The following is a 24,797-nucleotide window of genomic DNA, read 5'->3' as shown; positions in this document are numbered from 1 at the left end:
GGGCGGCGGCTTGGGGATCGCCCGTGCCGCCGCGGCGGCTCAGGCCGCGGGCGGCTCCCGCGGCGGCTGCGGCGGCGCGGCGCCCGGCGTCACCCGGGGTTGCCGCGCCCAGGCATCGAGCAGCGTGTAGGCCACGGCCAGCACCACCGGGCCGATGAAGATGCCCACCAGCCCGAAGGCCAGCAGCCCGCCCACCACGCCGGTGAAGATCAGCAGCAGCGGCAGGTCCGCGCCCAGGCGGATGAGCACCGGGCGCACCACGTTGTCCATGGTCGTGACCACCAGCGACCACACCAGCAGGAACACGCCCCAGCCCGTGTGGCCCTGCCAGAACACCCAGGCGGTGGCGGGCAGCAACACCGGCAGCGCACCCAGCTGCGCGATGCACAGCATGAACATCAGCATGGTCAGCAGCCCGGCCAGGGGCACGCCGGCCAGCCCCAGGCCGATCCCAGCGAACAGCGCCTGCAGCAGCGCCGTCAGCCCCACGCCCAGCGCCACGCCGCGGATGGCCTGGCCTGCCAGCTCCACCACCGCCTCGCCCTGATCCCCGCCCAGCCGCCACGCAAAGCGCCGCAGCGCCGCCGCCCAGCGCTCGCCCACGGCGTACATCACCGCCGCCAGCACGGTCGTGACCAGGAACTGCAGCAGCAGCCGCCCCACGCCGCCCACCTCTGCCAGCAGCCAGCGCGTCACGTTGCCGGCGTAGGGCGTGAGCATGGCCACCAGCCCGCCCACGCCCATCGACACGGCCTCGGCCCAGGCGCGGGTGAGCTGCGGCCCCACGAAGGGCAGCCCCGCCAGCCACGCCGGCGGCCTGGGCGGCGGGCGCCAGCTGGTGAGCGCGCGCACGCCCTCGCCGATCTGGTCGATGTGCGACACCAGCGCGCCCACGGCCAGCGTCAGGGGCAGCACCAGCAGCAGAACCAGCAGCAGCGTCATGACCGTCACGGCCAGCCAGCGCCGGTTCCACAGCCGCCGCTGCACGCGCAGCAGCAGCGGCCAGGTGGACACCACCAGCATCGCCGCCCAGATGCCCGGTCCCAGGAAGGGGCGCAGGATCCACAGCGAGCCCACGATCAGCGTCGCGATGAACAGCACGCCGAGCGTGGCGCGTGGCAGGTCGGGCGGGGACGGGGGCATCGGCGTCAAGGCGGCAGTGAGGGGCGCGCCGGGATGCTACCCAGCGCTCCGGACTGTTTCGTCACTCCAGCGCCGGCCCGTAGTTGCGCAGCCTGTCCAGCGCCAGCACGCGCACGCCGCCGTACTCGATGCGGATCACGCCCGCGGCCTGCATGGCGCGCAGTGCGCGGTTGACGCGCTGGCGCGACAGGCCCACCAGGTAGGCCAACTCCTGCTGCGTGATGCGCAGCAGCTCGCCCACGCCGGGATAGAGCACCGGGTGGAACAGCGCCGCCAGGCTGCGCGCCACGCGCGCATCGGGCTGCGAGAGCCGGTCGATGTCGCGCGCGGCGATGAACTGGCCCAGCCGCTCGTTGAGCTGCTGCATCAGGAAGCGGTTGAAGCCCAGGCTGCTCTCCAGCAGCCGGTCGAAGCAGTCGATGGGCAGCCCGGCCAGCACGCTGCGCCGCAGCGCCTGCACGTTGAAGCGGTAGACCTCGCGCTTGAGCGCCGTGCCCTCGCCGAACCAGCCGCCCGAGGGCACGCCGGTGTAGGTCACGGGCAGGTCCATCAGGCTGTCGTTGCTGATCTTGAGCAAGCCATCCACCACGCCGAACCAGTAGGCCGGCGGGCGCCCCATGCGGCACACCAGCTCGCCGGGCTCGACCTCCACCACGCGCAGCGAGGACAGCGCGAGCGCGCGCGCCGCGGGCTCCAGCCGCGGCAACCAGTGGATGCCTTGCAGATCCTGCGGGCTCGGTGTGCGCGAGCGGGAAAGCAGCGAGGCCGAGGGCGTCAGATCGCGGAGAGCCATGCGGGAAACCCCTTTGGGGACAGACCCGGAGATTGTCGCCGTCGCGACAACTTGGCGTCAAAGCGGCGCCCAGAATTCGCGCACTTCGCAATCACGGGATTGCGGGGCCTGCCGCCAGGAGACGCCGTTGACGACCTTTCCTCACTTGCTGCTTGAACATGCCGCCCGTCGCCCGCAGGCCGCTGCGTTGCGCGAGAAGGACCTGGGCATCTGGCAGACATTGACCTGGGCCGATCTGGCCACGCTGGTGCGCGCGCTGGCGCATGGCCTGGCGCAAGCCGGGCTGCAGCGCGGCGAGCACCTGATCGTGGTCGGCGAGAACCGGCCGCGGCTGTACGCCTCGATGCTGGCGGCGCAGTCGCTGGGGGCCATCCCCGTGCCGCTGTACCAGGACGCGGTGGCCGCGGAGTTCGTGTTCCCGCTGCGCAACGCGGAGGTGCGCTTCGTGGTGGCGGAGGATCAGGAGCAGATCGACAAGTTCCTGGAGATCCGCCCCCAGTGCCCGCAGCTGCAGCGGCTGTGGTTCGACGACCCGCGCGGCCTGCGCAACTACCGCGAGCCGGGCCTGGCCTCGCTGGACGCGCTGGTCAAGGAAGGCCGCGCGCACGCGCAACAGCATCCGCAATTCTTCGACACCGAGGTGGCCCTGTCGCAGCCCGATGACGTGGCCGCGATGTTCTACACCTCGGGCACCACCGGCACCCCGAAGGGCGTGGTGCACACCCATGCCTCGCTGCTGGACCGCGCCCAGGCCGGCGCGCGCTTCGACAAGCTCAGCGGCGCCGAGGAGGTGCTGGCCTACCTGCCGCCGGCGTGGATCGGCCAGAACATCTTCAGCTACGCGCAGTGGCTGGCCTGCGGCTACGTCGTGAACTGCCCGGAGTCGGCGGCGACCGTCTCGATCGACATGAAGGAGATCGGGCCCACCTACTACTTCGCGCCGCCGCGGGTGTTCGAGGGCCTGCTCACCAGCGTGATGGTGCGCATGGAGGACGCCGGGCGCGTGAAGCGCTGGCTGTTCGAGCGCTTCATGAAGCTGGCGCGCCGCGTGGGCCCGGACCGCATGGACGGCAAGCCGCTGTCGCTGGCGGACCGGCTGGCGTGGAAGCTGGGCGACCTGTGCATCTATGGTCCGCTGCGCAACCAGCTGGGCATGTCGCGCGTGCGCGTGGCCTACACCGCCGGCGAGGCCATCGGGCCGGACCTGTTCAGCTTCTACCGCGCCATCGGCATCAACCTCAAGCAGCTCTACGGCTCCACCGAGACGGCGGTGTTCGTGTGCCTGCAGCCCGACCACGAGGCGCGCGCCGACACGGTGGGCGTGCCCATCGACGGCGTGCAGCTGCGCATCGCCGCCGACGGCGAGGTGCAGGTGAAGTCCTCGGGGCTGCTCAAGGGTTACTTCCGCAACCCGCAGGCCACGGCCGAGGTGATGCAGGACGGCTGGTACCGCACCGGCGACGCCGGCTTCCTCGATGCCGGCGGGCACCTGAAGATCATCGACCGCGCCAAGGACGTGGGCCGGCTCAAGGGCGGCGACTTCGACGGCGCCATGTTCGCGCCCAAGTACGTGGAGAACAAGCTGAAGTTCTTCCCCTACGTCAAAGAGGCGGTGGCCTTCGGCGACGGGCGCGACCGGGTGTGCGCCTTCGTCAACATCGACATGGAAGCCGTGGGCCACTGGGCCGAGCGCCGCAACCTGCCCTACACCGGCTACACCGACCTCGCGAGCAAGCCGCAGGTGCTGGAGCTCATCCGCGGCTGCGTGGAGCAGGTCAACGCCGACCTCGCGCGCGACGAGCAGCTCGCGGGCTGCCAGGTGCACCGCTTCCTGGTGCTGCACAAGGAGCTCGACGCCGACGACGGCGAGCTCACCCGCACGCGCAAGGTGCGCCGCGGCTTCATCGCCGAGCGCTACGCGCCGCTGGTGCAGGCGCTCTTCGAAGGGCGCGAGAGCCAGTACATCGAAACCCCGGTGAAGTTCGAGGACGGACGCAGCGGCGTGGTCAGCGCCACGCTGCGCATCGCCGAGGCCAAGACCTACCCCGTTGCCCGGAGGGCCGCTTGATGAACGCCATCGTCAGCTCTGAGCTGCTCGCCAAGCCCGACACCACCCTGAACCCGCCCGGGCTGGAGCCCGCGCCGGGCAAGCGCATCGGCGACGTGATCCTGGCGGTGAACAACATCACGCTGCGCTTCGGCGGCGTGAAGGCGCTCACCGACATCAGCTTCGACGTGCGGGAGCACGAGATCCGCTCGATCATCGGCCCCAACGGCGCGGGCAAGAGCTCGATGCTCAACTGCATCAACGGCGTGTACCAGCCGCAGGAAGGCTCGATCACGCTGCGCGGCCAGAGCTTCAGGAACATGAACCCGCGCCAGGTGGCCGAGGCGGGCGTGGCCCGGACCTTCCAGAACCTCGCGCTGTTCAAGGGCATGAGCGTGCTGGACAACATCATGACCGGGCGCAACCTGCGCATGAAGAGCAACCTGTTCCAGCAGGCGCTGCGGCTGGGCCCGGCGCTGCGCGAGGAGGTGGAGCACCGCGCGGTGGTTGAGCGCATCATCGACTTCCTGGAGATCCAGCCCTGGCGCAAGACCCCCGTGGGCCGCCTGCCCTACGGGCTGCAGAAGCGCGTGGACCTGGGCCGCGCGCTGGCGATGGAGCCCTCGCTGCTGCTGCTCGACGAGCCCATGGCGGGCATGAACGTCGAGGAGAAACAGGACATGTGCCGCTTCATCCTGGACGTCAACGACGAGTTCGGCACCACCATCGTGCTGATCGAGCACGACATGGGCGTGGTGATGGACATCTCCGACCGCGTGGTGGTGCTCGACTACGGCAAGAAGATCGGCGACGGCCCGCCCGACGAGGTACGGCGCAACGAGGACGTCATCCGCGCCTACCTCGGCACTTCGCACTGACACCATAACGACAAGCTCCCGGGCCGCGCCGCGCGCGCGGCGCACCGGACACCACGCATCGAGGAGACCATGGGCTTCTTTCTGGAAACGCTCACCGGCGGGCTGATGGCCGGCATGCTCTACGCGCTGATCGCGCTGGGTTTCGTGCTCATCTACAAGGCCAGCGGCGTCTTCAACTTCGCGCAGGGCGCGATGGTGCTGTTCGCGGCGCTGGCGATGGCGCGCTTCGCCGAGTGGCTGCCCAAGCTGCTGGGCTTCGAGAGCCGGCTGCTGGCCAACCTGCTGGCCTTCGTGTGCGCGCTGGCGGTGATGGCGGCGGTGGCCTGGGCCATCGAGCGCCTGGTGCTGGGCAAGCTGGTGAACCAGGAGGGCATCACGCTGCTGATGGCCACGCTGGGCATCACCTACTTCCTCGACGGCTTCGGCCAGACCCTGTTCGGCTCGGACATCTACAAGATCGACGTGGGCATGCCCAAGGACCCGATCTTCGTGCTGGAGAGCTTCTTCGAGGGCGGCGTGCTGCTCAACAAGGAAGACCTCTACGCCGCGCTGATCGCCGCGGCCCTGGTGGCGGTGCTGTCGCTGTTCTTCCAGAAGACCGGTACGGGCCGCGCGCTGCGCGCGGTGGCCGACGACCACCAGGCGGCGCAGTCCATCGGCATCCCGCTGTCGCGCATCTGGATCATCGTCTGGAGCGTGGCGGGCTTCGTGGCGCTGGTGGCCGGGATCATCTGGGGCTCCAAGCTGGGCGTGCAGTTCTCGCTGTCGCTGGTGGCGCTCAAGGCGCTGCCGGTGGTGATCCTGGGCGGACTGACCTCGGTGCCCGGCGCCATCCTGGGCGGGCTGATCATCGGCGTGGGCGAGAAGCTCTCGGAGGTGTACATCGGCCCGCTGCTGGGCGGGGGCATCGAGATCTGGTTCGCCTACGTGCTGGCGCTGCTGTTCCTGCTGGTGCGTCCGCAGGGCCTGTTCGGCGAAAAGATCATCGACCGCGTCTGAGCCTACAAGGAGAACAACCATGCTCTACCGCGAGAACGGCCAGTTCAAGGCCAGCTACCACGCCGACCAGCAGATCTTCCCGATCGCGCAGGACCGCTGGGCCATCCTGGCGCTCATCACGCTGGCCTTCGTCGCCGTGCCGGCGCTGGCGCCGGAATACCTGTTCCGCGCCGTGCTGATCCCCTTCCTGATCCTGGCGCTGGCCGCGCTGGGCCTGAACATCCTGGTGGGCTACTGCGGGCAGATCTCGCTGGGCACGGGCGCGTTCATGGCCGTGGGCGCCTACGCGGCCTACAACTTCCACGTGCGCTTCGAAGGCATGCCGCTGCTGCTGTCGCTGCTGGGCGGCGGCCTGAGCGCCACGGCCGTGGGCGTGCTCTTCGGCATCCCGTCGCTGCGCATCAAGGGCCTGTACCTGGCGGTGGCGACGCTGGCGGCGCAGTTCTTCGTGGACTGGGCCTGCCTGCGGCTGGGCTGGGTGACCAACGGCTCGTCCTCGGGCTCGGTGAGCGTGGCGGGGCTGAACCTGTTCGGGCTGCCGCTGGAGACGCCGGTGCAGAAGTACCTGTTCTGCCTGGCGCTGCTGAGCCTGTTCGCGCTGCTGGCCAAGAACCTGGTGCGCGGCGCCATCGGGCGCGAGTGGATGGCCATCCGCGACATGGACGTGGCGGCCTCCGTCATCGGCATCCGCCCCGTGTACGCCAAGCTCAGCGCCTTCGCGGTGAGCTCCTTCATCGTGGGCGTGGCCGGCGCGCTGTGGGGCTTCGTGCACCTGGGCTCGTGGGAGCCGGCGGCCTTCAACATCGACCGCTCGTTCCAGCTGCTGTTCATGGTGATCATCGGCGGCCTGGGCTCGATCATGGGCAGCTTCTTCGGCGCGGCCTTCATCGTCGTGCTGCCCATCGTGCTGACCAACACGCTGCCGGCGCTGGGCGCGCTGGTGGGCCTGAACGTGGACACCGCGGTGCTGAGCCACCTCGAATTCATGATCTTCGGCGGCCTCATCGTCTTCTTCCTGATCGTGGAGCCGCACGGCATCGCCCGGCTGTGGTCCACCGCCAAGGAGAAGCTGCGCCTGTGGCCCTTCCCGCACTGAGGCACGCCTTCGCGCGCTTCCTTCGGCAACCATCCTGAACACCGCACCCCAGAGTGCGCCACACCCCCAGAGGAGACCTGTCATGAAGTTCCCCCGCATCCGTTCGCTCGCCCTGGCCGCCGCGGCCGTGTCCGCGGCGCTGGCCGGCACCTTCGGCAGCACCGACGCCCAGGCCCAGGCCAAGGAGCAGTTCTTCCCGCTGCTGGTCTACCGTACCGGTGCCTACGCACCCAACGGCACGCCCTGGGCCAACGGCAAGCAGGACTACCTGAAGATGATCAACGCCCGCGACGGCGGCATCAACGGCGTGAAGATCGCCTTCGAGGAGTGCGAAACCGGCTACGCCACCGACAAGGGCGTGGAGTGCTACGAGCGGCTCAAGGGCAAGACCAACACTCTCTTCGACCCGCAGTCCACCGGCATCACTTTCGCGCTCACCGACAAGGCGCCCACGGACAAGATCCCGCTGATCACGCTGGGCTACGGCCTGGCCGCCTCGCAGGACGGCGGCGTGTTCAAGTGGAACTTCCCGCTCATGGGCAGCTACTGGACCGGCGCCGACGCGCTGATCCAGCACATCGGCAAGAAGGAAGGCGGCCTCGACAAGCTCAAGGGCAAGAAGATCGGGCTGGTCTACCACGACAGCCCCTTCGGCAAGGAGCCCATCCCGCTGCTGCAGGAGCGCGCCAAGATGCACGGCTTCGACCTGCAGCTCATCCCCGTGACGGCGCCGGGCGTGGAGCAGAAGTCGGCCTGGCTGCAGGTGCGCCAGAGCCGCCCGGACTACGTGCTGCTGTGGGGCTGGGGCGTGATGAACTCCACCGCGCTGAAGGAGGCGCAGGCCACGGGCTACCCGCGCGAGAAGATGTTCGGCGTGTGGTGGGCCGGCGCAGAGCCCGACGTGAAGGACGTGGGCGACGGCGCCAAGGGCTACAGCGCGCTGGCGCTCAACCCGTCGGGCCAGCAGTTCAAGGTGGTCCAGGACATCCTCAAGCACGTGCACGACAAGGGCCAGGGCTCGGGTCCGCGCGACGAGGTCGGCTCGGTGCTGTACATGCGCGGCGTGATCATCCAGATGCTGGGCGTGGAGGCCGTGCGCCGCGCGCAGGAGCGCTTCGGCAAGGGCAAGGTCATGACCGCCGAGCAGGTGCGCTGGGGCCTGGAGAACCTGGCGCTGGACCAGAAGAAGCTCGACGCGCTGGGCCTGGCGGGCGTGATGCGCCCGCTGAGCACCTCCTGCGCCGACCACATGGGCTCCAGCTGGGTGCGCGTGCACACCTGGGACGGCAGCAAGTGGAACTTCACGTCCGACTGGTACCAGGCCGACGAGCAGATCGCCAAGCCGCTGATCAAGGCCGCCGCGGACAAGTACGCCGCGGAGAAGAAGCTCACCCGCCGTCCGCCCGAGGACTGCCAGAGCGGCGCCTGATGCGCCTGACGGCCTGACGCCGCACAGGCCCTGAAAGGTCCCCGTCCGGGCCCGGCCCGGGCGGGGACCTCCCGCCAACCACCCTGCCCCCGTCCGCCATGTCCCCACCGCTGCTCAACGTCAACAGCATCGAGGTCATCTACAACCACGTCATCCTGGTGCTCAAGGGCGTGTCGCTGCAGATACCCGAAGGCCGCATCGTCGCGCTGCTCGGCGGCAACGGCGCCGGCAAGACCACCACGCTGCGCGCCATCTCCAACCTGCTCGAAGGCGAGCGCGGCGAGGTCACCAAGGGCTCCATCGAGCTGCGCGGCGAGCGCATCGAGAAGCTCACGCCCGCGGCCATGGTCGAGCGCGGCGTGATCCAGGTGATGGAGGGGCGCCACTGCTTCGCGCACCTGACCATCGAGGAAAACCTCATGACCGGCGCCTACACCCGCCGCGACGGGAAGGCGGCGGTGGCGCAGACACTGGAGAAGGTCTATGCCTACTTCCCGCGCCTGAAGACGCGCCGGGGCTCGCAGGCGGCCTACACCTCCGGCGGCGAGCAGCAGATGTGCGCCATCGGCCGCGCGCTCATGGCCGACCCGAAGATGGTGCTGCTCGACGAGCCCTCGATGGGCCTGGCGCCGCAGATCGTCGAGGAGGTGTTCGAGATCGTGAAGGACCTCAACGCCAAGGAGGGCACGACCTTCCTGCTGGCCGAGCAGAACACCAACATGGCGCTGCGCTACGCCGACTACGGCTACATCATGGAAAGCGGCCGCATCGTCATGGACGGCGAGGCCAAGGCCCTGCGCGAGAACGAGGACGTCAAGGAGTTCTATCTCGGCATGGGCGGCGGCGACCGCAAGAGTTTCAAGGACGTCAAGAGCTACAAGCGCCGCAAGCGCTGGCTGGCCTGATATGCATCCCACGACGCTCCGGACACAGACCCGTTCGGACTGAGGTATCGAAGGCCGAATCCGACAGGCTCGGAGGGCTGCCGTTCATCCTTCGATACCTCAGGACGGACGGAGAACAGCGTTCGGGAGTGTCTGTGGGACTTCCACCAAGGAGGCACCGCCATGAGCGACGACTTCTTCGCCCCGCCCCCCTTCAAGCCCGACGAGGGACTGCAGCGCCTGCAGCGCGAGCTGCGCGGTCTGGGCCTGACGGAGCGCGAGGGCCGCTTCGAGCGTCGCGGCCAGCCCGTGGCGCGCGTGGCGCTCGACGGCGCGGCGCTCAAGGCGGCGCGCGTGCGCGAGCCGGCCCGCAGCCCGCAATGGATCGAAAAGAGCATCAAGGACGGCGCCGCGCTGCGCGATTTCGTCGCCGAGCTCAAACGCGAGCTCGCACGCTGGGGAGACCGGGATGAGTGAGTTCTACGACGCGCTGGAAACGCGCGATCCGGGCGCGCGCGAGGCGGCGCTGATGGCGGCGCTGCCCCAGGTGGTGGCCCGCGCGCAGGCGCACAGCAGCGCCGCGGCCGAGCTGCTGGCCGGCGTGCAGCCGCAGGACGTGGGCAGCCGCGCGGCGCTGGCACAGCTGCCGGTGCTGCGCAAGTCCGAGCTGCTGCAGCGCCAGCGCGAGCGCCGCCACGGCGACCCCTTCGGCGGCTTCGCCGCCATCGGCTGGAACGGGCTGCCGCGCCCCGGCGGCGCGCGGCGCGTGTTCCAGTCGCCCGGGCCGCTGTACGAGCCCGAGGGCACGGCGCCGGACTGGTGGCGCATGGCGCGCGCGCTCTTCGCCGCGGGCTTCAGGAGCGGCGACCTGGTGCACAACAGCTTCAGCTACCACCTCACGCCGGCGGGTTCCATCATGGAAACCGGCGCGCACGCGCTGGGCTGCGCGGTGTTTCCCGGCGGCGTGGGCAATACCGAGCTGCAGCTGCAGGCCATGGCCGAGCTGCAGCCCCACGGCTACGTCGGCACCCCGAGCTTTTTGAAGATCCTGCTGGAGCGGGCGGCGGAGCAAGGCACCGCGCTGCCGCAGCTCTCCAAGGCGCTGGTCAGCGGCGAGGCCTGCCCCCCCTCGCTGCAGGCGTGGTTCGCCGCGCGCGGCGTGCAGGCCTTCCAGTGCTACGCCACGGCGGACCTGGGGCTCATCGCCTACGAGACCGCCGCGCGCCAGGGGCTGGTGGTGGACGAAGGCGTGATCGTGGAGATCGTGCAGCCCGGCGGCAGCGAGCCGGTGGCCGAGGGCGAGATCGGCGAGGTCGTGGTGACCACGCTCAACCCCGACTACCCGCTCATCCGCTTCGGCACCGGAGACCTCTCGGCCGTGCTGCCGGGCGCCTGCCCCAGTGGGCGCAGCAACGTGCGGCTGCGCGGCTGGCTGGGCCGCGCGGACCAGGCGACCAAGGTGCGCGGCATGTTCGTGCACCCGGGACAGCTGGCGCAGGTGGCACAGCGCCATCCAGGGCTGGGGCGGCTGCGGCTGGTGGTCAGCGGCGAGCCGGCGGCGGAAAAACTGCTGCTGCGTGCGGAAGTCACGGAATCGCAGGCGCAGGCGCTGGAGCTGGCGCAACTGCTGGCGGCCAGCGTGCGCGAAGTCACGAAGCTGCGGGCCGAAGTGGAGCTGTGCACGCCGGGCAGCCTGCCCAATGACGGCAAGTTGATCGAGGACAGCCGGCGTTACGACTGAGGCTCACTAAAGTTGCTACCGCCGCAACCGATACGCAACCGACGCGCGGCGGCACTTCCGAGCCACCGCGGCCTCACGTCTTACCCAGAGGTAGTCCCCATGAAGAAATTCCTGTTCGCCACCATGGCCCTGGCCGCCACCTCGGCCGCGCTGGCGGAGTACCCCGAGAAGCCCGTCACGATCGTCGTGCCCTTCGCCGCGGGCGGCCCCACCGACAAGGTCGCGCGCGACCTGGCCGAGGCGCTGCGCGGGCCGCTGAAGGCCACGATCGTCATCGAGAACGTCGGCGGCGCCGGCGGCACGCTGGGCGCGGCCAAGGTCGCCAAGGCCGCGCCGGACGGCTACACGCTGCTGCTGCACCACATCGGCATGGCGACCTCGCCGGCGCTGTACCGCAATCTGTCGTTCAAGCCCGTGGAGGACTTCGAGTACCTGGGCCTGATCAACGAGGTGCCGATGACCATCATCGGCAAGCCCGGGCTGCCGGCCAACAACTGGGCCGAGCTGCAGAAGTGGCTCAAGGACAACCAGGGCAAGGTGAATCTGGCCCACGCCGGCCTGGGTGCGGCCTCGCACCTGTGCGGGCTGCTGTTCCAGCAGAGCCTGAAGATGCAAATGACCACCGTGCCCTACAAGGGCACCGGCCCGGCCATGACCGACCTCATGGGCGGCCAGGTGGACGTCATGTGCGACCAGACCACCAACACCACGGCGCAGATCGCTTCGGGCAAGGTCAAGGCCTACGCCGTCACGACGCTCAAGCCGCTGAGCACCCCGGCGCTGGCCAAGCTGCCCACGCTGGACGCCTCGGGCCTCAAGGGCTTCAACGTGAGCATCTGGCACGGCCTGTACGCGCCCAAGGGCACGCCCAAGGCGGTGACGGACAAGGTGAATGCCGCGCTGAAGACCGCGCTGAAGGACCCGGGCTTCATCAAGCGCGAGGAGGACCTGGGCGCCGTGGTGGTCACGGACGCGCGCGTCAACCCGGCCGAGCACAAGAAGTTCGTCTCCGACGAGATCGCCAAGTGGGGCCCGGTCATCAAGGCCGCCGGGCAATACGCTGACTGAGGACACAGGAGCGTGCCTGCGCACGGTCCTGTGCCTCAGGCAGGGCCTGAGCTCTGCGAAGGCGCGGCCTGCAAGGCGACTGATCCGCGTCCTGCTACTCACTGCGAAAGCCGCCTTCGGGCGGCTTTTTTATGGCGCGTTCTCACCCCTGATTTCGCCCTTGCCAAAAGTCCCGTTCGCACTGAGGTATCGAAGTGCGAATCCGACAGGCTGTGATGGCTGCACCACGGCAGGGGCCGTTCATCCTTCGACGCGCCCGCAGGGCGCGCCCTGTGCTGAGGTATCGAAGCATCAGGACGAACGGAATCCTTCACCGACGATCGACAACCAATTCAAACCACCGTCATCGGAATCGTCACCGGCCCGTCGTTGACCAGCTCCACCTGCATGTCGGCGCCGAAGACGCCCGCAGCCACCGCAGGATGGCGTTCGCGCGCGAGCTGCAGCACGCGCTCGTAGAGGTGGCGCCCCAGCTCCGCCGGCGCCGCGCCGGTGAAGCTGGGCCGGTTGCCGCCGCTGGTGTCAGCCGCCAGCGTGAACTGCGAAACGATCAGCAGCCCGCCCTGCACGTCCTGCACGCTGCGGTTCATCTTCCCGGCCTCGTCGCTGAAGACGCGCAGCTTCAACAGCTTGTCCACCAGCTTCACCGCCTGGGCCTCGCTGTCGGCGGGCTGCGCGCACACCAGCGCCAGCAGCCCCTGGCCGATCTCGCCCACGGTCTCCCCGCCCACCTGCACGCGCGCCCGGCGCACGCGCTGAATCAACGCCATCACGATGCGACTTCCTCTTGTTCTTCCACCTGTGCCGCCTCCACGTCACAGGACAGCAGTTGGATCGTGGCGCGCAGGCCCGGCACCGCGTCCATCAGCGCGCGCTCCACGTCGCCGCGCATGGCCACGGCCCGCCCCAGCGGCCATTCCGCCGGCAGGTGCAGGTGCAGGTCCACGAAGCGGCGCTGGCCGGCGCGGCGCGTGGTGACGTGGTCGAAGCGCACCTGCGGGCTGTAGAAGCGCTGCAGCGTCTGCTCGATGCGGGCCTGGTCCTGCGGATCGAGCGCGTGGTCCATCAGCCCGTCGGCGGAGCGCTTGAGCAGGTGCAGCGCCTCGCGCACGATGTTCAGCGCCACGGCGATGGCCAGCACCGGGTCCAGCCACAGCCAGCCGGTGAAATGCACGGCGACCAGGCCGCCGACCACGCCGGCAGAGGTCCACACGTCGGTGAACAGGTGCCGCGCATCGGCCTCCAGCGCCATCGAGCGGTGTTCGCGCGCCTTGCGCAGCATGGCCCAGGCCAGCACGCCGTTGAGCACCGAGCTCACGACCGACAGCGCCAGGCCCATGCCCAGCTCTTCCAGCGGCTGCGGCTCCAGCAACCGCTTCACGGCGGCATAGACGATGGCCAGCGCCGCCACCAGGATCAGCACGCCCTCGAAGCCGCTGGAGAAGTACTCGGCCTTGTGGTGGCCGTAGGGGTGCTCCTCGTCGGGCGGCCGCGCCGCCAGCGTCACCATGGCCAGCGCGAAGCTGGCGCCGGCCACATTGACCAGCGACTCCATGGCGTCGGAGAGCAGCCCCACCGAGCCGGTGAGCCACCACGCCAGCGTCTTGAGCGCGATGGTCACCACCGCCACGCCCACCGAGAGTTTCAGATAGCTGCTGACCTGCATGGCGTGATTGTCGGTACGCACCCACGGCGCACGCCCGACGCTGCGGGCTTGTGTCGCTCACAGCAGCAAGCGCGCTGCCGCGCCGTTCGGATCAGCCCAGCGTGACACGCGCGAACTTGCGCTTGCCCACCTGCAGCACGTAGGTGCCGGCATCCAGCTTCAAGCCCTTGTCGCTGACGACGCTGCCGTCCACGCGCACGCCGCCCTGCTCGACCATGCGCATGGCCTCACTGGAGGAAGGCACCAGGTTGGCCTGCTTCAGCAGCGCGCCGATGCCCAGCGGCGCGCCGGAGAGCGACAGCTCGGGGATGTCGTCCGGGATACCGCCGCGCGAGCGGTTGATGAAGTCCTGCTCGGCGGCGTCGGCGGCGGCCGGCGAGTGAAAGCGCGCGGTGATCTCCTTGGCCAGCAGCACCTTGGCGTCCTTGGGGTTGCGCCCGGCCTCGACCTCGGCCTTGAGCGCGGCGATCTCGCTCTCGGAGCGGAAGCTCAGCAGCTGGAAATACTTCCACATCAGCGTGTCGCTGATGGACAGCAGCTTGGCGAACATGTCGTTGGCCGGCTCGCTGATGCCGATGTAGTTGCCCTTGCTCTTGGACATCTTCTCGACGCCGTCCAGGCCTTCGAGCAGCGGCATGGTCAGGATGCACTGTGGCTCCTGCCCGTACTCGGCCTGCAGCGCGCGGCCCACGAGCAGGTTGAATTTCTGGTCCGTGCCGCCGAGTTCCAGGTCGGACTTCAGCGCCACCGAGTCGTAGCCCTGCATCAGCGGATACAGGAACTCGTGCACGCTGATGGGCGTGCCCGCCTTGAAGCGCTCGGCGAAGTCGTTGCGCTCCATCATCCGCGCCACCGTGTAACGGGCGGCAAGCTGGATCATTCCGCGCGCACCCAGGGCGTCGCACCACTCAGAGTTGTAACGAATTTCGGTGCGCGCCGGGTCCAGCACCAGGCTGGCCTGCTTGTAGTAAGTCTGGGCATTGGTTTCGATCTGTTCGCGCGTCAGCGGTGGGCGCGTGGTGTTGCGCCCCGACGGATCGCCGATGGTCGAGGTGAAGTCCCCGATCAGGAAGATGACCTGGTGGCCCAGGTCCTGCAGTTGGCGCAGCTTGTTGAGCACCACCGTGTGGCCCAGGTGGATGTCGGGCGCTGTGGGGTCCAGGCCGAGCTTGATGCGCAGCGGCACGCCGGTGGCCTGCGAGCGCGCCAGCTTGGCGATCCATTCCGGCTGAGGCAACAACTCTTCACAGCCTCGCAGCGTCACGGCCAGCGCGGCGCGCACTTCGTCCGTCACCGGGTGGTTCACAGGCGCCGAGGGCGTGGTGGGCGTCACGTTTTCTGACATGGCACAGAGATTTGCAGGATTTTTGAATGTAAGTGCCCGTCACGCGGTGGTTATACTCCGCGGGGTTGCGGCATTGACGCGACCCAAAGACGTACAACTTCCGGCCGAAAGTCGCAATTCTAGCGATTGGCCCTGGAGTTTTTTTCAGACACCTGCAGCCAGTCTCACTTCCGTGCTGCAAACCTAGCGGGCTTGGCCCGGCATTGAAGTTCAAATGACGGGATGGCTCGACCGCGCGGCCGAGAACGCGCACAAATTTGCTCAACGCAATCCCCGGGCCGTGGCCGCGGGGGTGATGTTCTCGTTGGCCGGTTTCGCTGCCACGGCCTTTGGTGTGGCCTCTCCTTCGGCCCCTGGCACCGAGATTGCGCAGCAGATCATCAGCGAGGACGTGCAGCCGCTGCCGGTGCACGAGCAGTTGGAAGCGCTGGCCGCTCACCAGCTGGAGCTCAACCGCAGCACCGCCGGCCGCGCCAACGACACGGCCGACCGGCTGCTGTCGCGACTGGGCGTGAACGACGCCTCGGCGGCCTCCTTCCTGCGCCGTGAGCGCGGCGTGCGCGACCTGCTCGATGGCCGGGTGCCGCGCCTGTTCACCGCGCGCGCCGATGAAAGCGGCCGCCTTAAGGAACTGGTGGTTCGCATGCCGGCGGAGCGCCGGGACCAGATCACCACGCACTTCACGCGCGTGACGCTGCACCCTGCCGGGCATGGCGGCTGGAAGGTGCGCCGGGAGCAGGCGCAGCTGGAGTCGCAGGTACGCCTGGGTAGCGGCACGGTGCGCAATTCGCTCTTCACCGCCACCGATGAGGCCGGGCTGCCCGACACCATCGCCACGCAGCTGTCGGAGATGTTCTCCGAAGAGGTGGACTTCCACCGTGAGATCAAGAAGGGCGACACCTTCAGCGTCGCCTACGAGACCCTCACCGCCGATGGCGAGCCCATCACCTGGAACGAAGGCGCGGGCCACCTGCTGGCGGCTGAATACATCAACCGCGGCCGCGTGTACCAGGGCATGTGGGTGCGCGACGCGATGGGCCGCGGCGCCTACGTCGGCATGGACGGCCAGCCCAAGCAGCGCAGCTTCCTCGCCAGCCCGATGGAGTTCTCGCGCGTGACCTCGGGCTTCGCCATGCGCATGCACCCGATCCTGCAGACGATGCGTGCGCACCAGGGCGTGGACTACGGTGCGCCCGTGGGCACGCCGGTGCGTACCGTGGGCAGTGGGGTGGTGGACTTCGCCGGCTGGCGCAACGGTTTCGGCAACGTGGTCGAGATCCAGCACGACGGCGACCGCAGCACGCTCTACGCGCACCTGAGCCGCATCGACGTGCGCAAGGGCGAGCATGTCGAGCAGGGCACGCGCATCGGCGCCGTGGGCGCCACGGGCTGGGCCACCGGGCCGCACCTGCACTTCGAGTTCCGTATCCGTGGCGTGCATCAGGACCCGCTGCAGGTGGCCAAGGCCACGCAGACGCCGATGGCGTCGGTGTCGCGCGCCGAGCTGCAGCAGCTCGCCACCAGCGCCCGCACCCAGATCGCGGCCGCCCGCAGCATGGGCGCGGTCCGCGCCGAGTGAGCCCTTTCGCGCCGGGCGCCGCTTCGGCGGCGCTCTACATCGGCCTGATGTCCGGCACCTCGCTGGACGGCGTGGACGGCGTGCTGGTCGATTTCGCGCCGCAGCCCACGGGCGCGGCGCTGCGGGTGCTGGCCCACGTGCACCAGCCGCTGCCACTGGAGCTGCGCGCCGAGTTCCTGGCGCTGAACCACAGGGGCGCGGACGAGCTGCACCGCGCCGCGCTCGCGGCCAATGCCCTGTCCGAGCTGGAAGCCGTCGTCGTGCGCGCGCTGCTGGAGAGCGCTGGCGTGGAGAGTGCGGCCGTGTGCGCCATCGGCGCCCACGGCCAGACGCTGCGCCACCAGCCCGGGCTGCACGATGGCCGCGGCTACACACTGCAACTGCACAACGGTGCGCTGCTGGCGGAGCTGTGCGGCATCGACGTGGTGTGCGACTTCCGCAGCCGTGACGTGGCTGCCGGCGGCCAGGGCGCGCCGCTGGTATGCGCCTTCCACCAGGCGCTGTTCGCGCGCGAGGAGATGGACGTCGCGGTGCTGAACCTGGGTGGGCAGTCCAACCTGACGCTGCTGCGCGCCGATGGCGGCATCTGCGGCTTCGACTGCGGCCCGGCCAACGCGCTGCTGGACGGCTGGTGCGAGCGCCACACCGGCCAGCGCTTCGACGACGCCGGCCGCTGGGCCGCCGGTGGCCGGGTGGACGAGACGCTGCTGGCGGCGCTGCTGAGCGATGCCTTCTTCGCTCGCCGCCCGCCCAAGAGCACGGGACGCGACGACTTCAATCTGGCCTGGCTGGATGGGCAGCTGGCAGCGCTGGCCGTGATGCCGGCGCCGCAGGACGTGCAGGCCACCCTCGCCGCCTTCGTTGCCCGCACCGTGGCCGACGCGCTGCGGCGCGAGGCGCCGCGCACACGCGAGCTGCTGGCTGCCGGCGGCGGCACGTTCAATCTGGACCTGCTGCAGCGGCTGCGCGCCCTGTTGCCCGGCGTGGCGGTGCTCACCACCGCCGAGCGCGGGCTGGATCCGAACCAGGTCGAGGCCGCTGCGTTTGCCTGGCTGGCGCACGCCCATGTGCTGCGCAGCCCCGGCAACCGCGTGGAGGTCACGGGCGCACGCGGCCCACGCGTGCTGGGCGCCTTGTACCCCGCCTGAAATCCCGGCGCGCGCAACACGTCGCGCCGGCAACGAAAAAGCCGCCCGAGGGCGGCTTTGTCATATGCGTAAGAGTGCGCGGCTCAGACCGAGAAGCTGGAGCCGCAGCCGCAGGTGGTGGTGGCGTTGGGGTTCTTGATGACGAACTGCGCGCCCTGCAGATCTTCCTTGTAGTCGATCTCGGCACCCATCAGGTACTGCAGGCTCATGGCGTCGATCAGCAGCGTGACGCCGTTCTTCTGCATCTGGGTGTCGTCCTCGTTGACGATCTCATCGAAGGTGAAGCCGTACTGGAAGCCCGAGCAGCCACCACCCTGCACGAACACGCGCAGCTTCAGCTCCGGGTTGCCTTCCTCGGCCACCAGATCGGCCACCTTCGCCGCAGCGCTGTCGGTGAAGACGATCGGCGCGGGCATGCCGTCGGTGGTGAGATCGGTGCTTTGTTCGGCGACTGCGCTCATGCGGTGCTCTCCTGGGAATCTAGAAAACGCGAAGCACCGGAATTGTCCATGAATCTTCTCGGGTACCGGTGCGGTGGCAGGGATAGAACCTTTGGGCAAAAGGCCAATTCCGCCACACAAAAAGCGAAAGGCCGCTCGGTGAAAAGCGGCCTTCGCGGGGCGTGGAGCGCAGGGCACGCCACCCTGGCGCGCCGCGGCACCCGGGAGGGCGTCGCGGCAGCGCAAGATCGATCAGCGCTTGCTGAACTGCTTGCGGCGACGGGCGCCGTGCAGACCGACCTTCTTACGCTCGACTTCACGCGCATCGCGGGTAACGAAGCCGGCGCGGCTCAGCTCGGGCTTGAGCGTCGCGTCGTAGTCGATCAGGGCGCGGGTGATGCCGTGGCGCACGGCGCCGGCCTGACCGGACTCGCCACCGCCTTCGACGTTGACCTTGATGTCAAAAGCCTCGCCGTTGTTCGTCAGCACCAGGGGCTGCTTGACGATCATGATCGAGGTTTGACGGCCGAAATACTGGTCGACCGGCTTGCCGTTGACCAAGATCTGGCCCGTGCCGCGCTTGATGAACACGCGCGCCACCGACGATTTGCGGCGGCCGGTGCCGTAGTTCCATTCTCCGATCATCACCGCTCCTTAGATCTCGAGGACCTTGGGTTGCTGGGCGGTGTGCGGGTGCGTGGCACCGGCGTACACCTTCAGCTTCTTGACCATCGCGTAACCCAGCGGGCCCTTGGGCAGCATGCCCTTGACGGCCTTTTCCAGGGCACGGCCCGGATGCTTGGCTTGCATGTCCTTGAACTTCGTGGCGTAGATGCCGCCCGGGAAGCCCGAGTGACGGTAGTACACCTTGTCGTTGGCCTTGTTGCCGGTCACGCGCAGCTTGTCGACGTTGACGACGACGATGAAGTCACCGGTGTCCACGTGGGGCGTGTAGATGGCCTTGTGCTTGCCGCGCAGACGGAGTGCCACTTCGCTGGCGACACGTCCGAGCACCTTGTCGGTGGCGTCAATCACAAACCACTCGTGCACGACTTCGGCCGGCTTGGCGCTGAAGGTCTTCATGAGGGGATCTTTCGGTTGTGGGCCGCCCAATGAAGCGGACGACCCGGCTACGGCTGCTTGCGCTGCGCTCGGCCCCGGTGCAGCAGGAAAACCCGCCGCCTCTGGGCTCATGCCCCAGGCATTCGATAGAACGCTGGAACAGGCACAACTTCCCCGCCGTTGACAGGAAAGCCGAATATTGTAGCCCGGAACGGGCTTGCGCGCCTAGCGTGCAAACTTCACGGAATGCTTGCCGCGCTTGAAGCGAGCTCAGGGTTAACCCTGGCATGAGATAACATCCGGGAAAACCCCGAGTCATCGCATGTCTGCCAGCCTGCTCACGCCGATCCGCCGTCCTGCCACGCCCACCTCGCCGTCGGCTTGGGTGCCGATCCGCTCGCTGGCCGTACGCCACCGCCCGCTGATCCTGGCGCACCTGCTGGCGCTGACCGAAAGCGACCGCTACCTGCGCTTCGGCTACAAGGCCTCCGACGAGCAGGTATGCCGCTATGTGAACGGCATCGACTTCGGCCGGGACGAAGTGGTGGGCATCTTCGACGAGGCGCTGGAGCTGGTGGCCGTGGCGCACTTGGCGCGCATCGAGGGCGCCAACGGTGCCGCGCCGATGGCCGAGTTCGGCGTCTCGGTGCTGCTGCGCGCTCGGGGCCGTGGCTGGGGCAGCAGGCTGTTCGAGCGCGCCGTGCTGCACGCGCGCAACTGGGGCGCGGAGATGATGGTCATTCACGCCCTGAGCGAGAACACGCCCATGCTGCGCATCGCGCGCAAGGCCGGTGCCAGCATCGAGCGCGACGGCGGCGAGGCGCAAGCCCTGCTGCGCCTGCCGCCCGAGGACGCGAGCTCGCGCATGGACGCCCTGGTGGCGCAGCAGGCCGGCGAGTTCGATTACCAGCTCAAGCTCCAGGCGCTGCGCCTGCGGCAGTGGTGGCGAATGATGCTGCCGCGCACGGCCAACTGAGCCGCATCAAACAGCGTTTGGCCCTGCCGCGCGGCACGCCGCAGGGGCCGGGCTAGCATCGGCGCATGCCTCATTACGCCGCACTGCGCCCCGAATCCGTCCTCGATGCCCTGGCCGCCGCGGGCTTCGATCCCGACGGCCGGCTGCTGCAGCTCAACTCCTACGAGAACCGCGTGTTCCAGGTCTTCCTGGAGGACGGCGCGGTGGTGGTCGCCAAGTTCTACCGCCCCGAGCGCTGGAGCGACGCGCAGATCCTGGAAGAGCACGCCTTGGCGCTGGACCTGGCCGCGGCCGACGTGCCGGTGGTGGCGCCGCTGCCGCTGCAGCCCCGCAACGACCACCCCCTGACGCTGCACGGCGAGCCGCCCACCCTGGCCACCATCCACTTCGACGGGGAGCCCTTCCGCTTCTCGGTGAGCCCGCGCCGCGCCGGCCGCGCGCCCGATTTGGAAGACCCGATGGTGCTGCAGTGGCTGGGCCGCTTCCTGGGCCGGCTGCACGCCGTGGGTGCGCAGGCAACCTTCAAGCATCGCCGCACGCTGGACGTGGCGACCTTCGGCGAAGCTGCGCGGCAGCGGCTGCTCGACGGCGACTTCATTCCGCCCGATCAACTTCCGGCCTGGCGCAGCACCTGCGACGCGGCGTTGGCAGCGGTGCGCGAGGTGTTCGAAGGCGCCAGCGCCGTGCGCCGACTGCGCCTGCACGGCGACTGCCATCCCGGCAACATCCTATGGCGCGACGAGGGCCCACACGTGGTGGACCTGGACGACGCCTGCACCGGCCCCGCGGTGCAGGACCTGTGGATGCTGCTCTCGGGCGAGCCCCCGGCCATGGCGGCACAACTGGGGCAGATCCTGCAGGGCTACCGCCTGTTCATGCCCTTCGACATGCGCGAGCTGGCGCTGATCGAGCCGCTGCGCACCCTGCGCATGATCCACCACAGCGCCTGGCTGGCCGAGCGCTGGAGCGACCCCGCCTTTCCCGCGGCCTTCCCCTTCTTCGGCACCGCTGCCTACTGGTCGCAGCAGACCTCGCAGCTGCGCGAACAGCTCGCGGCGATGGCGGAACCGCCGCTGGAGCTGTACTGAAACGAAAAGCCACGCGGTCCGGGCGGCACCGCGTGGTTCGTGGATGCCCGCCTTCGCGGGCATGATGGCATTTGCGCCGGCGGCAGCGCCTGATGCTTACGCGCTCAACAGCCGCGTCACGCGCTGCACGTAGGTCGCGGGGTCGTCGAGCTGGCCGCCCTCGGCCAGCCAGGCCTGGTCGAACAGCAGGTGCGCCAGGTCGTCGAAGCGCGCCTCGTCGCTTTCGAGCTTCTTCACCAGCGGGTGCTCGGCGTTGACTTCCAGGATCGGCTGCGACTTCGGCGCCTGCTGGCCGGCCTGCTTGAGCAGACGCGCCAGGTGCGCGCTCATGTCGCCCTCTTCCACCACGATGCACGCGGGCGACTCCACCAGGCGGCTCGTCACGCGCACGTCCTTGGCGCGGTCCTTGAGCGTGGCCTTGAGCTTCTCCAGCACCGGCTTGAAGGCCTCCGCCGCCTCCTCGGCGTGCTTCTTCTCTTCCTCGTCCTGCAGCTTGCCCAGGTCCACCGCGCCCTTGGCCACGCTCTGCAGCGGCTTGCCGTCGAACTCGTACAGGTGCGAGAGCATCCACTCGTCCACCCGGTCGGACAGCAGCAGCACCTCCAGGCCCTTCTTGCGGAAGATCTCCAGCTGCGGGCTGCTCTTCGCGGCGGCCAGCGTCTCGGCGGTGATGTAGTAGATGGCCTCCTGGCCCTCCTTCATCCGCGACACGTAGTCGGTGAAGCTCACGCCCGAGTCCGCGTGCGTGGAGGCGAAGCGCAGCAGCTTGGCCAGGCGCTCCTGGTTGGCGTGGTCCTCGCCAATGCCCTCCTTGAGCACCGCGCCAAACTGCTCCCAGAACTTGGCGTACTGCTCGGCCTGGTTCTCCGCCAGGTCCTCCAGCATGGACAGCACGCGCTTGGTCGAGCCCTCGCGGATGGCCTTCACGTCGCGGCTTTCCTGCAGCAGCTCGCGGCTGACGTTCAGCGGCAGGTCGGCCGAGTCGATCACGCCCTTGACGAAGCGCAGGTACACCGGCATCAGCGCCTCGGCGTCATCCATGATGAACACGCGCTTGACGTAGAGCTTCACGCCGCCGCGCTTGTCGCGGTTCCACAGGTCGAACGGGGCCTTGGACGGGATGTAGAGCAGCTGCGTGTACTCGGTGCGGCCCTCGACACGGTTGTGCGTGTAGGCCAGCGGCGGCTCGCTGTCGTAGGAGAGCTGCTTGTAGAACTCCTTGTACTCGGCGTCCGTCACGTCGCTCTTGCTGCGCGTCCACAGCGCCGCCGCCTTGTTCACCGTCTCCCACTCGTCGGTGACGACCTGCTCCTTCTTCTCGGCATCCCAGACTTCCTTGCGCATCAGGATCGGCAGCGAGATGTGGTCGGAGTACTTGCCGATGATCGACTTCAGCCGCCAGGTCGAGAGGAACTCCTCCTCGCCCTCGCGCAGGTGCAGCGTCACGTCCGTGCCACGCCTGGCCTTGGTGATGGTCTCGACCTCGAACTCGCCCGCGCCCTCGCTGGACCAGCGCACGCCCTCCTCGGCCGACAGCCCCGCGCGGCGCGACTCGACCGTGATGCGGTCCGCCACGATGAAGCCGGAGTAGAAGCCCACGCCGAACTGGCCGATCAGCGCCGCGTCCTTCTTCTGGTCGCCTTCGAGCCGCGCCATGAACTCGCGCGTGCCGCTCTTGGCGATGGTGCCCAGGTGCGCGGTGGCTTCCTCGGCGCTCATGCCGATGCCGTTGTCGCTGATGGTGATGGTGCGCGCCGCGGCGTCGAAGCTCACCCGCACTTCCAGATTCGGCTGGTCTTCGTACAACCCGTTGTTGTTCAGCGCCTCGAAGCGCAGCTTGTCGCAGGCGTCGGAGGCGTTGGAGACCAGCTCGCGCAGGAAGATTTCCTTGTTGGAATACAGCGAGTGCGTGACGAGGTGCAGGATCTGCTTGACCTCGGCCTGGAACGAAAGCGTCTGTTTGTGCATGGTGTTGTGAAGTCGTCAACCCGCTCCAGCGCGGGGCGGGCCCCAGATGGGGACACCCCTGCGCGGCTTCAAGGGCCGGCTGCGCATCAAAGGCTCACTTCATGCGCCAAAGGCTGCCGTACTCACTCGCGCAGGTCCCGCACCGTGGGCGCCTCCTCGCGCCGCTGCAGCCCGCCCAGCGCCAGGCCCAGCGCGAAGCTGCCGTAGACCATCCACAGGCTTTCCCGGCTCATGCGGTGCTGGAAGCCGGGCGTCAGCCGCTCGGGCACCAGCTTCAGGTCCACCACCGCCGCCAGCGCCGCCACGCCGGCGGCGTCCACCAGCGCGCCGGCGACGGTGCGGCGCTCGCGCCGCGCCTGCAGCGCCTCGTACAGCCCGGCCCACAGCATGGCCGAGGCGGTGTGCACGGCTGCGCCCACCAGCGTGTGCTTGGCCGACACATCCTCGCGCCGGATCGACTCCTCGCCATGCACCCAGTGCGCCGGCGCGTTCACGCCCGCCACGGCGCTGCCGCTGTCGGCCTTGCTGCGCGCGGCCATCGAGGTGCCGGACAGGGCCGCGGCCAGCAGGCCGTCCTTGAGCGCGCGCTGCGCCGTGTTGACGAGGAATCGGGTGGTCAGGCCCATGGAAGTCACCTCTGCTGTGATTAAAGGAATGCGGTTTGCCGAACCGGCACGCCGATTCGGCAAGCGCCGTTCCCCAGGCTTCTCCCTGCTGCCTACCGGATGAAAGTGCTGCTCACCGGCGCCACCGGCTTCATCGGACGCCGGCTGTGCCAGGCCCTGCTGGCGGCCGGCCACGAGGTGGTCGCCATTTCGCGCCATGTCCCGCGTCATGCCCCGCCCGACGCACCGCCGCCGCGCCTGCGCTGGCTGGCGCTGGACTTCGCCCAGGCCCTCACGCCCGCGCACTGGCTGCCGCACCTGCAGGGCGTGGAGGCGGTGATCAACGCCGTGGGCATCTTCCGCGAGAGCGGCCCCCAGACCTTCGAGGCGCTGCACCACCGTGCGCCCGTGGCGCTGTTCCAGGCCTGCGCCCAGGCCGGCGTGCGGCGGGTGCTCCAGATCTCGGCGCTGGGCGTGCAGGCCGGCGCCACCGCCTACCAGCGCAGCAAGCACGCCGCGGACGAGGCGCTGCTGGCGCTGCCACTGGACGCCACCATCGTCCAGCCCTCGCTGGTCTTCGGCGAGGACGGCCCCAGCGCCGGCTTCTTCCTGAGGCTGGCGAGCCTGCCGCTGCTGGCGCTGCCGCGCAGCGGCGCGCTGCAGCCGGTGCACGTGGATGACGCCGTGGCGGCGCTGGTGGCGCTGCTGCGCGCCCCCGCCGCGGCCTGGAGCGCGCGCCGCGTGCCCCTGGTCGGGCCGCAGCCGCTGTCGCTGACGGAATACCTGCAGGCGCTGCGCGCCGCCCAGGGCCTGCCGCGCGCGCCGGTGCTGCGCGTGCCCGC

24 protein-coding genes are annotated in these 24,797 nt (G+C 69.2%); 14 read left to right on the top strand and 10 right to left on the bottom strand.

The features are described 5' to 3' along the window. Window positions 1–39 precede the first annotated feature (39 nt). The gene (gene ydiK, locus Q0741_RS06760) at window positions 40–1,143 is read right to left on the bottom strand and encodes an AI-2E family transporter YdiK (protein WP_298232434.1); all 1,104 of its coding nucleotides are present in this window, start codon (window positions 1,141–1,143) and stop codon (window positions 40–42) included. Between the two features lie 61 nt (window positions 1,144–1,204). After that, window positions 1,205–1,936, bottom strand: a complete 732-nt coding sequence (locus Q0741_RS06755) for a Crp/Fnr family transcriptional regulator (RefSeq protein WP_298232433.1) — start codon at window positions 1,934–1,936, stop codon at window positions 1,205–1,207. A gap of 127 nt (window positions 1,937–2,063) precedes the next feature. Between Q0741_RS06755 and Q0741_RS06750 the strand changes: the two genes are divergently transcribed. The 9 genes from Q0741_RS06750 (at window position 2,064) to Q0741_RS06710 (ending at window position 12,078) form a co-directional block, all read left to right on the top strand. Beyond that, complete coding sequence (locus tag Q0741_RS06750) at window positions 2,064–4,004, top strand: long-chain fatty acid--CoA ligase (protein ID WP_298232432.1); 1,941 nt, start codon at window positions 2,064–2,066, stop codon at window positions 4,002–4,004. Next, the gene (locus tag Q0741_RS06745) at window positions 4,004–4,861 is read left to right on the top strand and encodes an ABC transporter ATP-binding protein (RefSeq protein ID WP_298232431.1); all 858 of its coding nucleotides are present in this window, start codon (window positions 4,004–4,006) and stop codon (window positions 4,859–4,861) included. The genes Q0741_RS06750 and Q0741_RS06745 overlap by 1 nt, the downstream gene beginning before the upstream one ends. Window positions 4,862–4,930: 69 nt before the next feature. After that, on the top strand, window positions 4,931–5,860 hold the full coding sequence (locus Q0741_RS06740) for a branched-chain amino acid ABC transporter permease (protein WP_298232430.1): 930 nt from the start codon (window positions 4,931–4,933) through the stop codon (window positions 5,858–5,860). A gap of 19 nt (window positions 5,861–5,879) precedes the next feature. Next, window positions 5,880–6,956 carry a branched-chain amino acid ABC transporter permease gene (locus Q0741_RS06735; RefSeq protein WP_298232429.1) on the top strand — a complete coding sequence of 359 codons (1,077 nt, stop codon included), beginning with the start codon at window positions 5,880–5,882 and terminating at the stop codon, window positions 6,954–6,956. Between the two features lie 82 nt (window positions 6,957–7,038). Further along, entirely contained in the window at window positions 7,039–8,385 is a 1,347-nt protein-coding gene (locus Q0741_RS06730; RefSeq protein WP_298232428.1) for an ABC transporter substrate-binding protein, read from the top strand. Window positions 8,386–8,483: 98 nt separating this feature from the next. Further along, the gene (locus Q0741_RS06725) at window positions 8,484–9,290 is read left to right on the top strand and encodes an ABC transporter ATP-binding protein (protein ID WP_298232427.1); all 807 of its coding nucleotides are present in this window, start codon (window positions 8,484–8,486) and stop codon (window positions 9,288–9,290) included. Between the two features lie 162 nt (window positions 9,291–9,452). Beyond that, a complete protein-coding gene (locus tag Q0741_RS06720) occupies window positions 9,453–9,746 on the top strand; it encodes a hypothetical protein (RefSeq protein ID WP_298232426.1) in 294 nt (97 codons plus the stop codon). Then, window positions 9,739–11,010: a phenylacetate--CoA ligase family protein gene (locus Q0741_RS06715; protein WP_298232425.1), complete on the top strand. Its 1,272-nt coding sequence runs from the start codon at window positions 9,739–9,741 to the stop codon at window positions 11,008–11,010. Before Q0741_RS06720 ends, Q0741_RS06715 begins: the two co-directional genes overlap by 8 nt. Window positions 11,011–11,109: 99 nt before the next feature. Further along, the gene (locus Q0741_RS06710) at window positions 11,110–12,078 is read left to right on the top strand and encodes a tripartite tricarboxylate transporter substrate-binding protein (protein ID WP_298232424.1); all 969 of its coding nucleotides are present in this window, start codon (window positions 11,110–11,112) and stop codon (window positions 12,076–12,078) included. A gap of 332 nt (window positions 12,079–12,410) precedes the next feature. Here the strand turns inward: Q0741_RS06710 and dtd are convergent, their stop codons facing one another. The 3 genes from dtd to tyrS form a co-directional block, all read right to left on the bottom strand. Next, window positions 12,411–12,851 carry a D-aminoacyl-tRNA deacylase gene (gene dtd / locus Q0741_RS06705; protein ID WP_298232423.1) on the bottom strand — a complete coding sequence of 147 codons (441 nt, stop codon included), beginning with the start codon at window positions 12,849–12,851 and terminating at the stop codon, window positions 12,411–12,413. Continuing rightward, window positions 12,848–13,744 (bottom strand): cation diffusion facilitator family transporter, encoded by an 897-nt coding sequence (locus Q0741_RS06700; RefSeq protein WP_298232435.1) that lies wholly within the window; start codon window positions 13,742–13,744, stop codon window positions 12,848–12,850. Before Q0741_RS06700 ends, dtd begins: the two co-directional genes overlap by 4 nt. 91 nt (window positions 13,745–13,835) lie before the next feature. Further along, window positions 13,836–15,089, bottom strand: a complete 1,254-nt coding sequence (gene tyrS / locus Q0741_RS06695; RefSeq protein WP_298232422.1) for a tyrosine--tRNA ligase — start codon at window positions 15,087–15,089, stop codon at window positions 13,836–13,838. A 214-nt stretch (window positions 15,090–15,303) separates the two neighbouring features. Here tyrS and Q0741_RS06690 point away from each other — a divergent pair, with 214 nt between their 5' ends. Further along, entirely contained in the window at window positions 15,304–16,668 is a 1,365-nt protein-coding gene (locus Q0741_RS06690; protein ID WP_298232421.1) for a M23 family metallopeptidase, read from the top strand. Beyond that, complete coding sequence (locus Q0741_RS06685) at window positions 16,665–17,816, top strand: anhydro-N-acetylmuramic acid kinase (RefSeq protein WP_298232420.1); 1,152 nt, start codon at window positions 16,665–16,667, stop codon at window positions 17,814–17,816. Before Q0741_RS06690 ends, Q0741_RS06685 begins: the two co-directional genes overlap by 4 nt. An 83-nt stretch (window positions 17,817–17,899) precedes the next feature. On the opposite strand, the gene erpA is transcribed toward Q0741_RS06685, so the two are convergent. The 3 genes from erpA to rplM form a co-directional block, all read right to left on the bottom strand. Further along, window positions 17,900–18,277, bottom strand: a complete 378-nt coding sequence (erpA, locus tag Q0741_RS06680; protein ID WP_298232419.1) for an iron-sulfur cluster insertion protein ErpA — start codon at window positions 18,275–18,277, stop codon at window positions 17,900–17,902. Between the two features lie 231 nt (window positions 18,278–18,508). Further along, complete coding sequence (gene rpsI / locus Q0741_RS06675; protein WP_298232418.1) at window positions 18,509–18,901, bottom strand: 30S ribosomal protein S9; 393 nt, start codon at window positions 18,899–18,901, stop codon at window positions 18,509–18,511. Window positions 18,902–18,910: 9 nt separating this feature from the next. Then, window positions 18,911–19,339, bottom strand: a complete 429-nt coding sequence (gene rplM / locus Q0741_RS06670; protein ID WP_029000492.1) for a 50S ribosomal protein L13 — start codon at window positions 19,337–19,339, stop codon at window positions 18,911–18,913. A gap of 301 nt (window positions 19,340–19,640) precedes the next feature. Between rplM and Q0741_RS06665 the strand changes: the two genes are divergently transcribed. Together Q0741_RS06665 and Q0741_RS06660 are read left to right on the top strand one after the other, a co-directional pair. Then, window positions 19,641–20,294, top strand: coding sequence for a GNAT family N-acetyltransferase (locus tag Q0741_RS06665; protein ID WP_298232417.1), 654 nt, complete (start codon window positions 19,641–19,643; stop codon window positions 20,292–20,294). 65 nt (window positions 20,295–20,359) lie between these two features. Continuing rightward, window positions 20,360–21,382, top strand: coding sequence for a serine/threonine protein kinase (locus tag Q0741_RS06660; RefSeq protein ID WP_298232416.1), 1,023 nt, complete (start codon window positions 20,360–20,362; stop codon window positions 21,380–21,382). 96 nt (window positions 21,383–21,478) lie between these two features. On the opposite strand, the gene htpG is transcribed toward Q0741_RS06660, so the two are convergent. Beyond that, the gene (htpG, locus tag Q0741_RS06655; RefSeq protein WP_298232415.1) at window positions 21,479–23,350 is read right to left on the bottom strand and encodes a molecular chaperone HtpG; all 1,872 of its coding nucleotides are present in this window, start codon (window positions 23,348–23,350) and stop codon (window positions 21,479–21,481) included. Between the two features lie 122 nt (window positions 23,351–23,472). Beyond that, the gene (locus Q0741_RS06650) at window positions 23,473–23,976 is read right to left on the bottom strand and encodes a hypothetical protein (RefSeq protein WP_298232414.1); all 504 of its coding nucleotides are present in this window, start codon (window positions 23,974–23,976) and stop codon (window positions 23,473–23,475) included. A gap of 99 nt (window positions 23,977–24,075) precedes the next feature. Between Q0741_RS06650 and Q0741_RS06645 the strand changes: the two genes are divergently transcribed. Further along, a partial coding sequence (locus Q0741_RS06645) for an NAD(P)H-binding protein (protein ID WP_298232413.1) occupies window positions 24,076–24,797 on the top strand: 722 nt, incomplete at its 3' end.

It is taken from the genome of uncultured Azohydromonas sp. (assembly GCF_937926365.1).
Classification (GTDB): Bacteria; Pseudomonadota; Gammaproteobacteria; order Burkholderiales; family Burkholderiaceae_C; genus Azohydromonas.
This window is presented reverse-complemented; position numbering and strand designations above follow the sequence as displayed.

Coding starts and splice junctions, on each gene's coding strand:
- Q0741_RS06650 (WP_298232414.1), bottom strand. CDS start 23,976: ATGGGCCTGACCACCCGATTCCTCGTCAACACGGCGCAGCGCGCGCTC.
- rplM (WP_029000492.1), bottom strand. CDS start 19,339: ATGAAGACCTTCAGCGCCAAGCCGGCCGAAGTCGTGCACGAGTGGTTT.
- Q0741_RS06660 (WP_298232416.1), top strand. CDS start 20,360: ATGCCTCATTACGCCGCACTGCGCCCCGAATCCGTCCTCGATGCCCTG.
- Q0741_RS06720 (WP_298232426.1), top strand. CDS start 9,453: ATGAGCGACGACTTCTTCGCCCCGCCCCCCTTCAAGCCCGACGAGGGA.
- ydiK (WP_298232434.1), bottom strand. CDS start 1,143: ATGCCCCCGTCCCCGCCCGACCTGCCACGCGCCACGCTCGGCGTGCTG.
- Q0741_RS06715 (WP_298232425.1), top strand. CDS start 9,739: ATGAGTGAGTTCTACGACGCGCTGGAAACGCGCGATCCGGGCGCGCGC.
- Q0741_RS06700 (WP_298232435.1), bottom strand. CDS start 13,744: ATGCAGGTCAGCAGCTATCTGAAACTCTCGGTGGGCGTGGCGGTGGTG.
- Q0741_RS06745 (WP_298232431.1), top strand. CDS start 4,004: ATGAACGCCATCGTCAGCTCTGAGCTGCTCGCCAAGCCCGACACCACC.
- Q0741_RS06730 (WP_298232428.1), top strand. CDS start 7,039: ATGAAGTTCCCCCGCATCCGTTCGCTCGCCCTGGCCGCCGCGGCCGTG.
- htpG (WP_298232415.1), bottom strand. CDS start 23,350: ATGCACAAACAGACGCTTTCGTTCCAGGCCGAGGTCAAGCAGATCCTG.
- Q0741_RS06740 (WP_298232430.1), top strand. CDS start 4,931: ATGGGCTTCTTTCTGGAAACGCTCACCGGCGGGCTGATGGCCGGCATG.
- tyrS (WP_298232422.1), bottom strand. CDS start 15,089: ATGTCAGAAAACGTGACGCCCACCACGCCCTCGGCGCCTGTGAACCAC.
- Q0741_RS06725 (WP_298232427.1), top strand. CDS start 8,484: ATGTCCCCACCGCTGCTCAACGTCAACAGCATCGAGGTCATCTACAAC.
- Q0741_RS06755 (WP_298232433.1), bottom strand. CDS start 1,936: ATGGCTCTCCGCGATCTGACGCCCTCGGCCTCGCTGCTTTCCCGCTCG.
- Q0741_RS06690 (WP_298232421.1), top strand. CDS start 15,304: ATGACGGGATGGCTCGACCGCGCGGCCGAGAACGCGCACAAATTTGCT.
- Q0741_RS06710 (WP_298232424.1), top strand. CDS start 11,110: ATGAAGAAATTCCTGTTCGCCACCATGGCCCTGGCCGCCACCTCGGCC.
- erpA (WP_298232419.1), bottom strand. CDS start 18,277: ATGAGCGCAGTCGCCGAACAAAGCACCGATCTCACCACCGACGGCATG.
- Q0741_RS06665 (WP_298232417.1), top strand. CDS start 19,641: ATGTCTGCCAGCCTGCTCACGCCGATCCGCCGTCCTGCCACGCCCACC.
- Q0741_RS06735 (WP_298232429.1), top strand. CDS start 5,880: ATGCTCTACCGCGAGAACGGCCAGTTCAAGGCCAGCTACCACGCCGAC.
- rpsI (WP_298232418.1), bottom strand. CDS start 18,901: ATGATCGGAGAATGGAACTACGGCACCGGCCGCCGCAAATCGTCGGTG.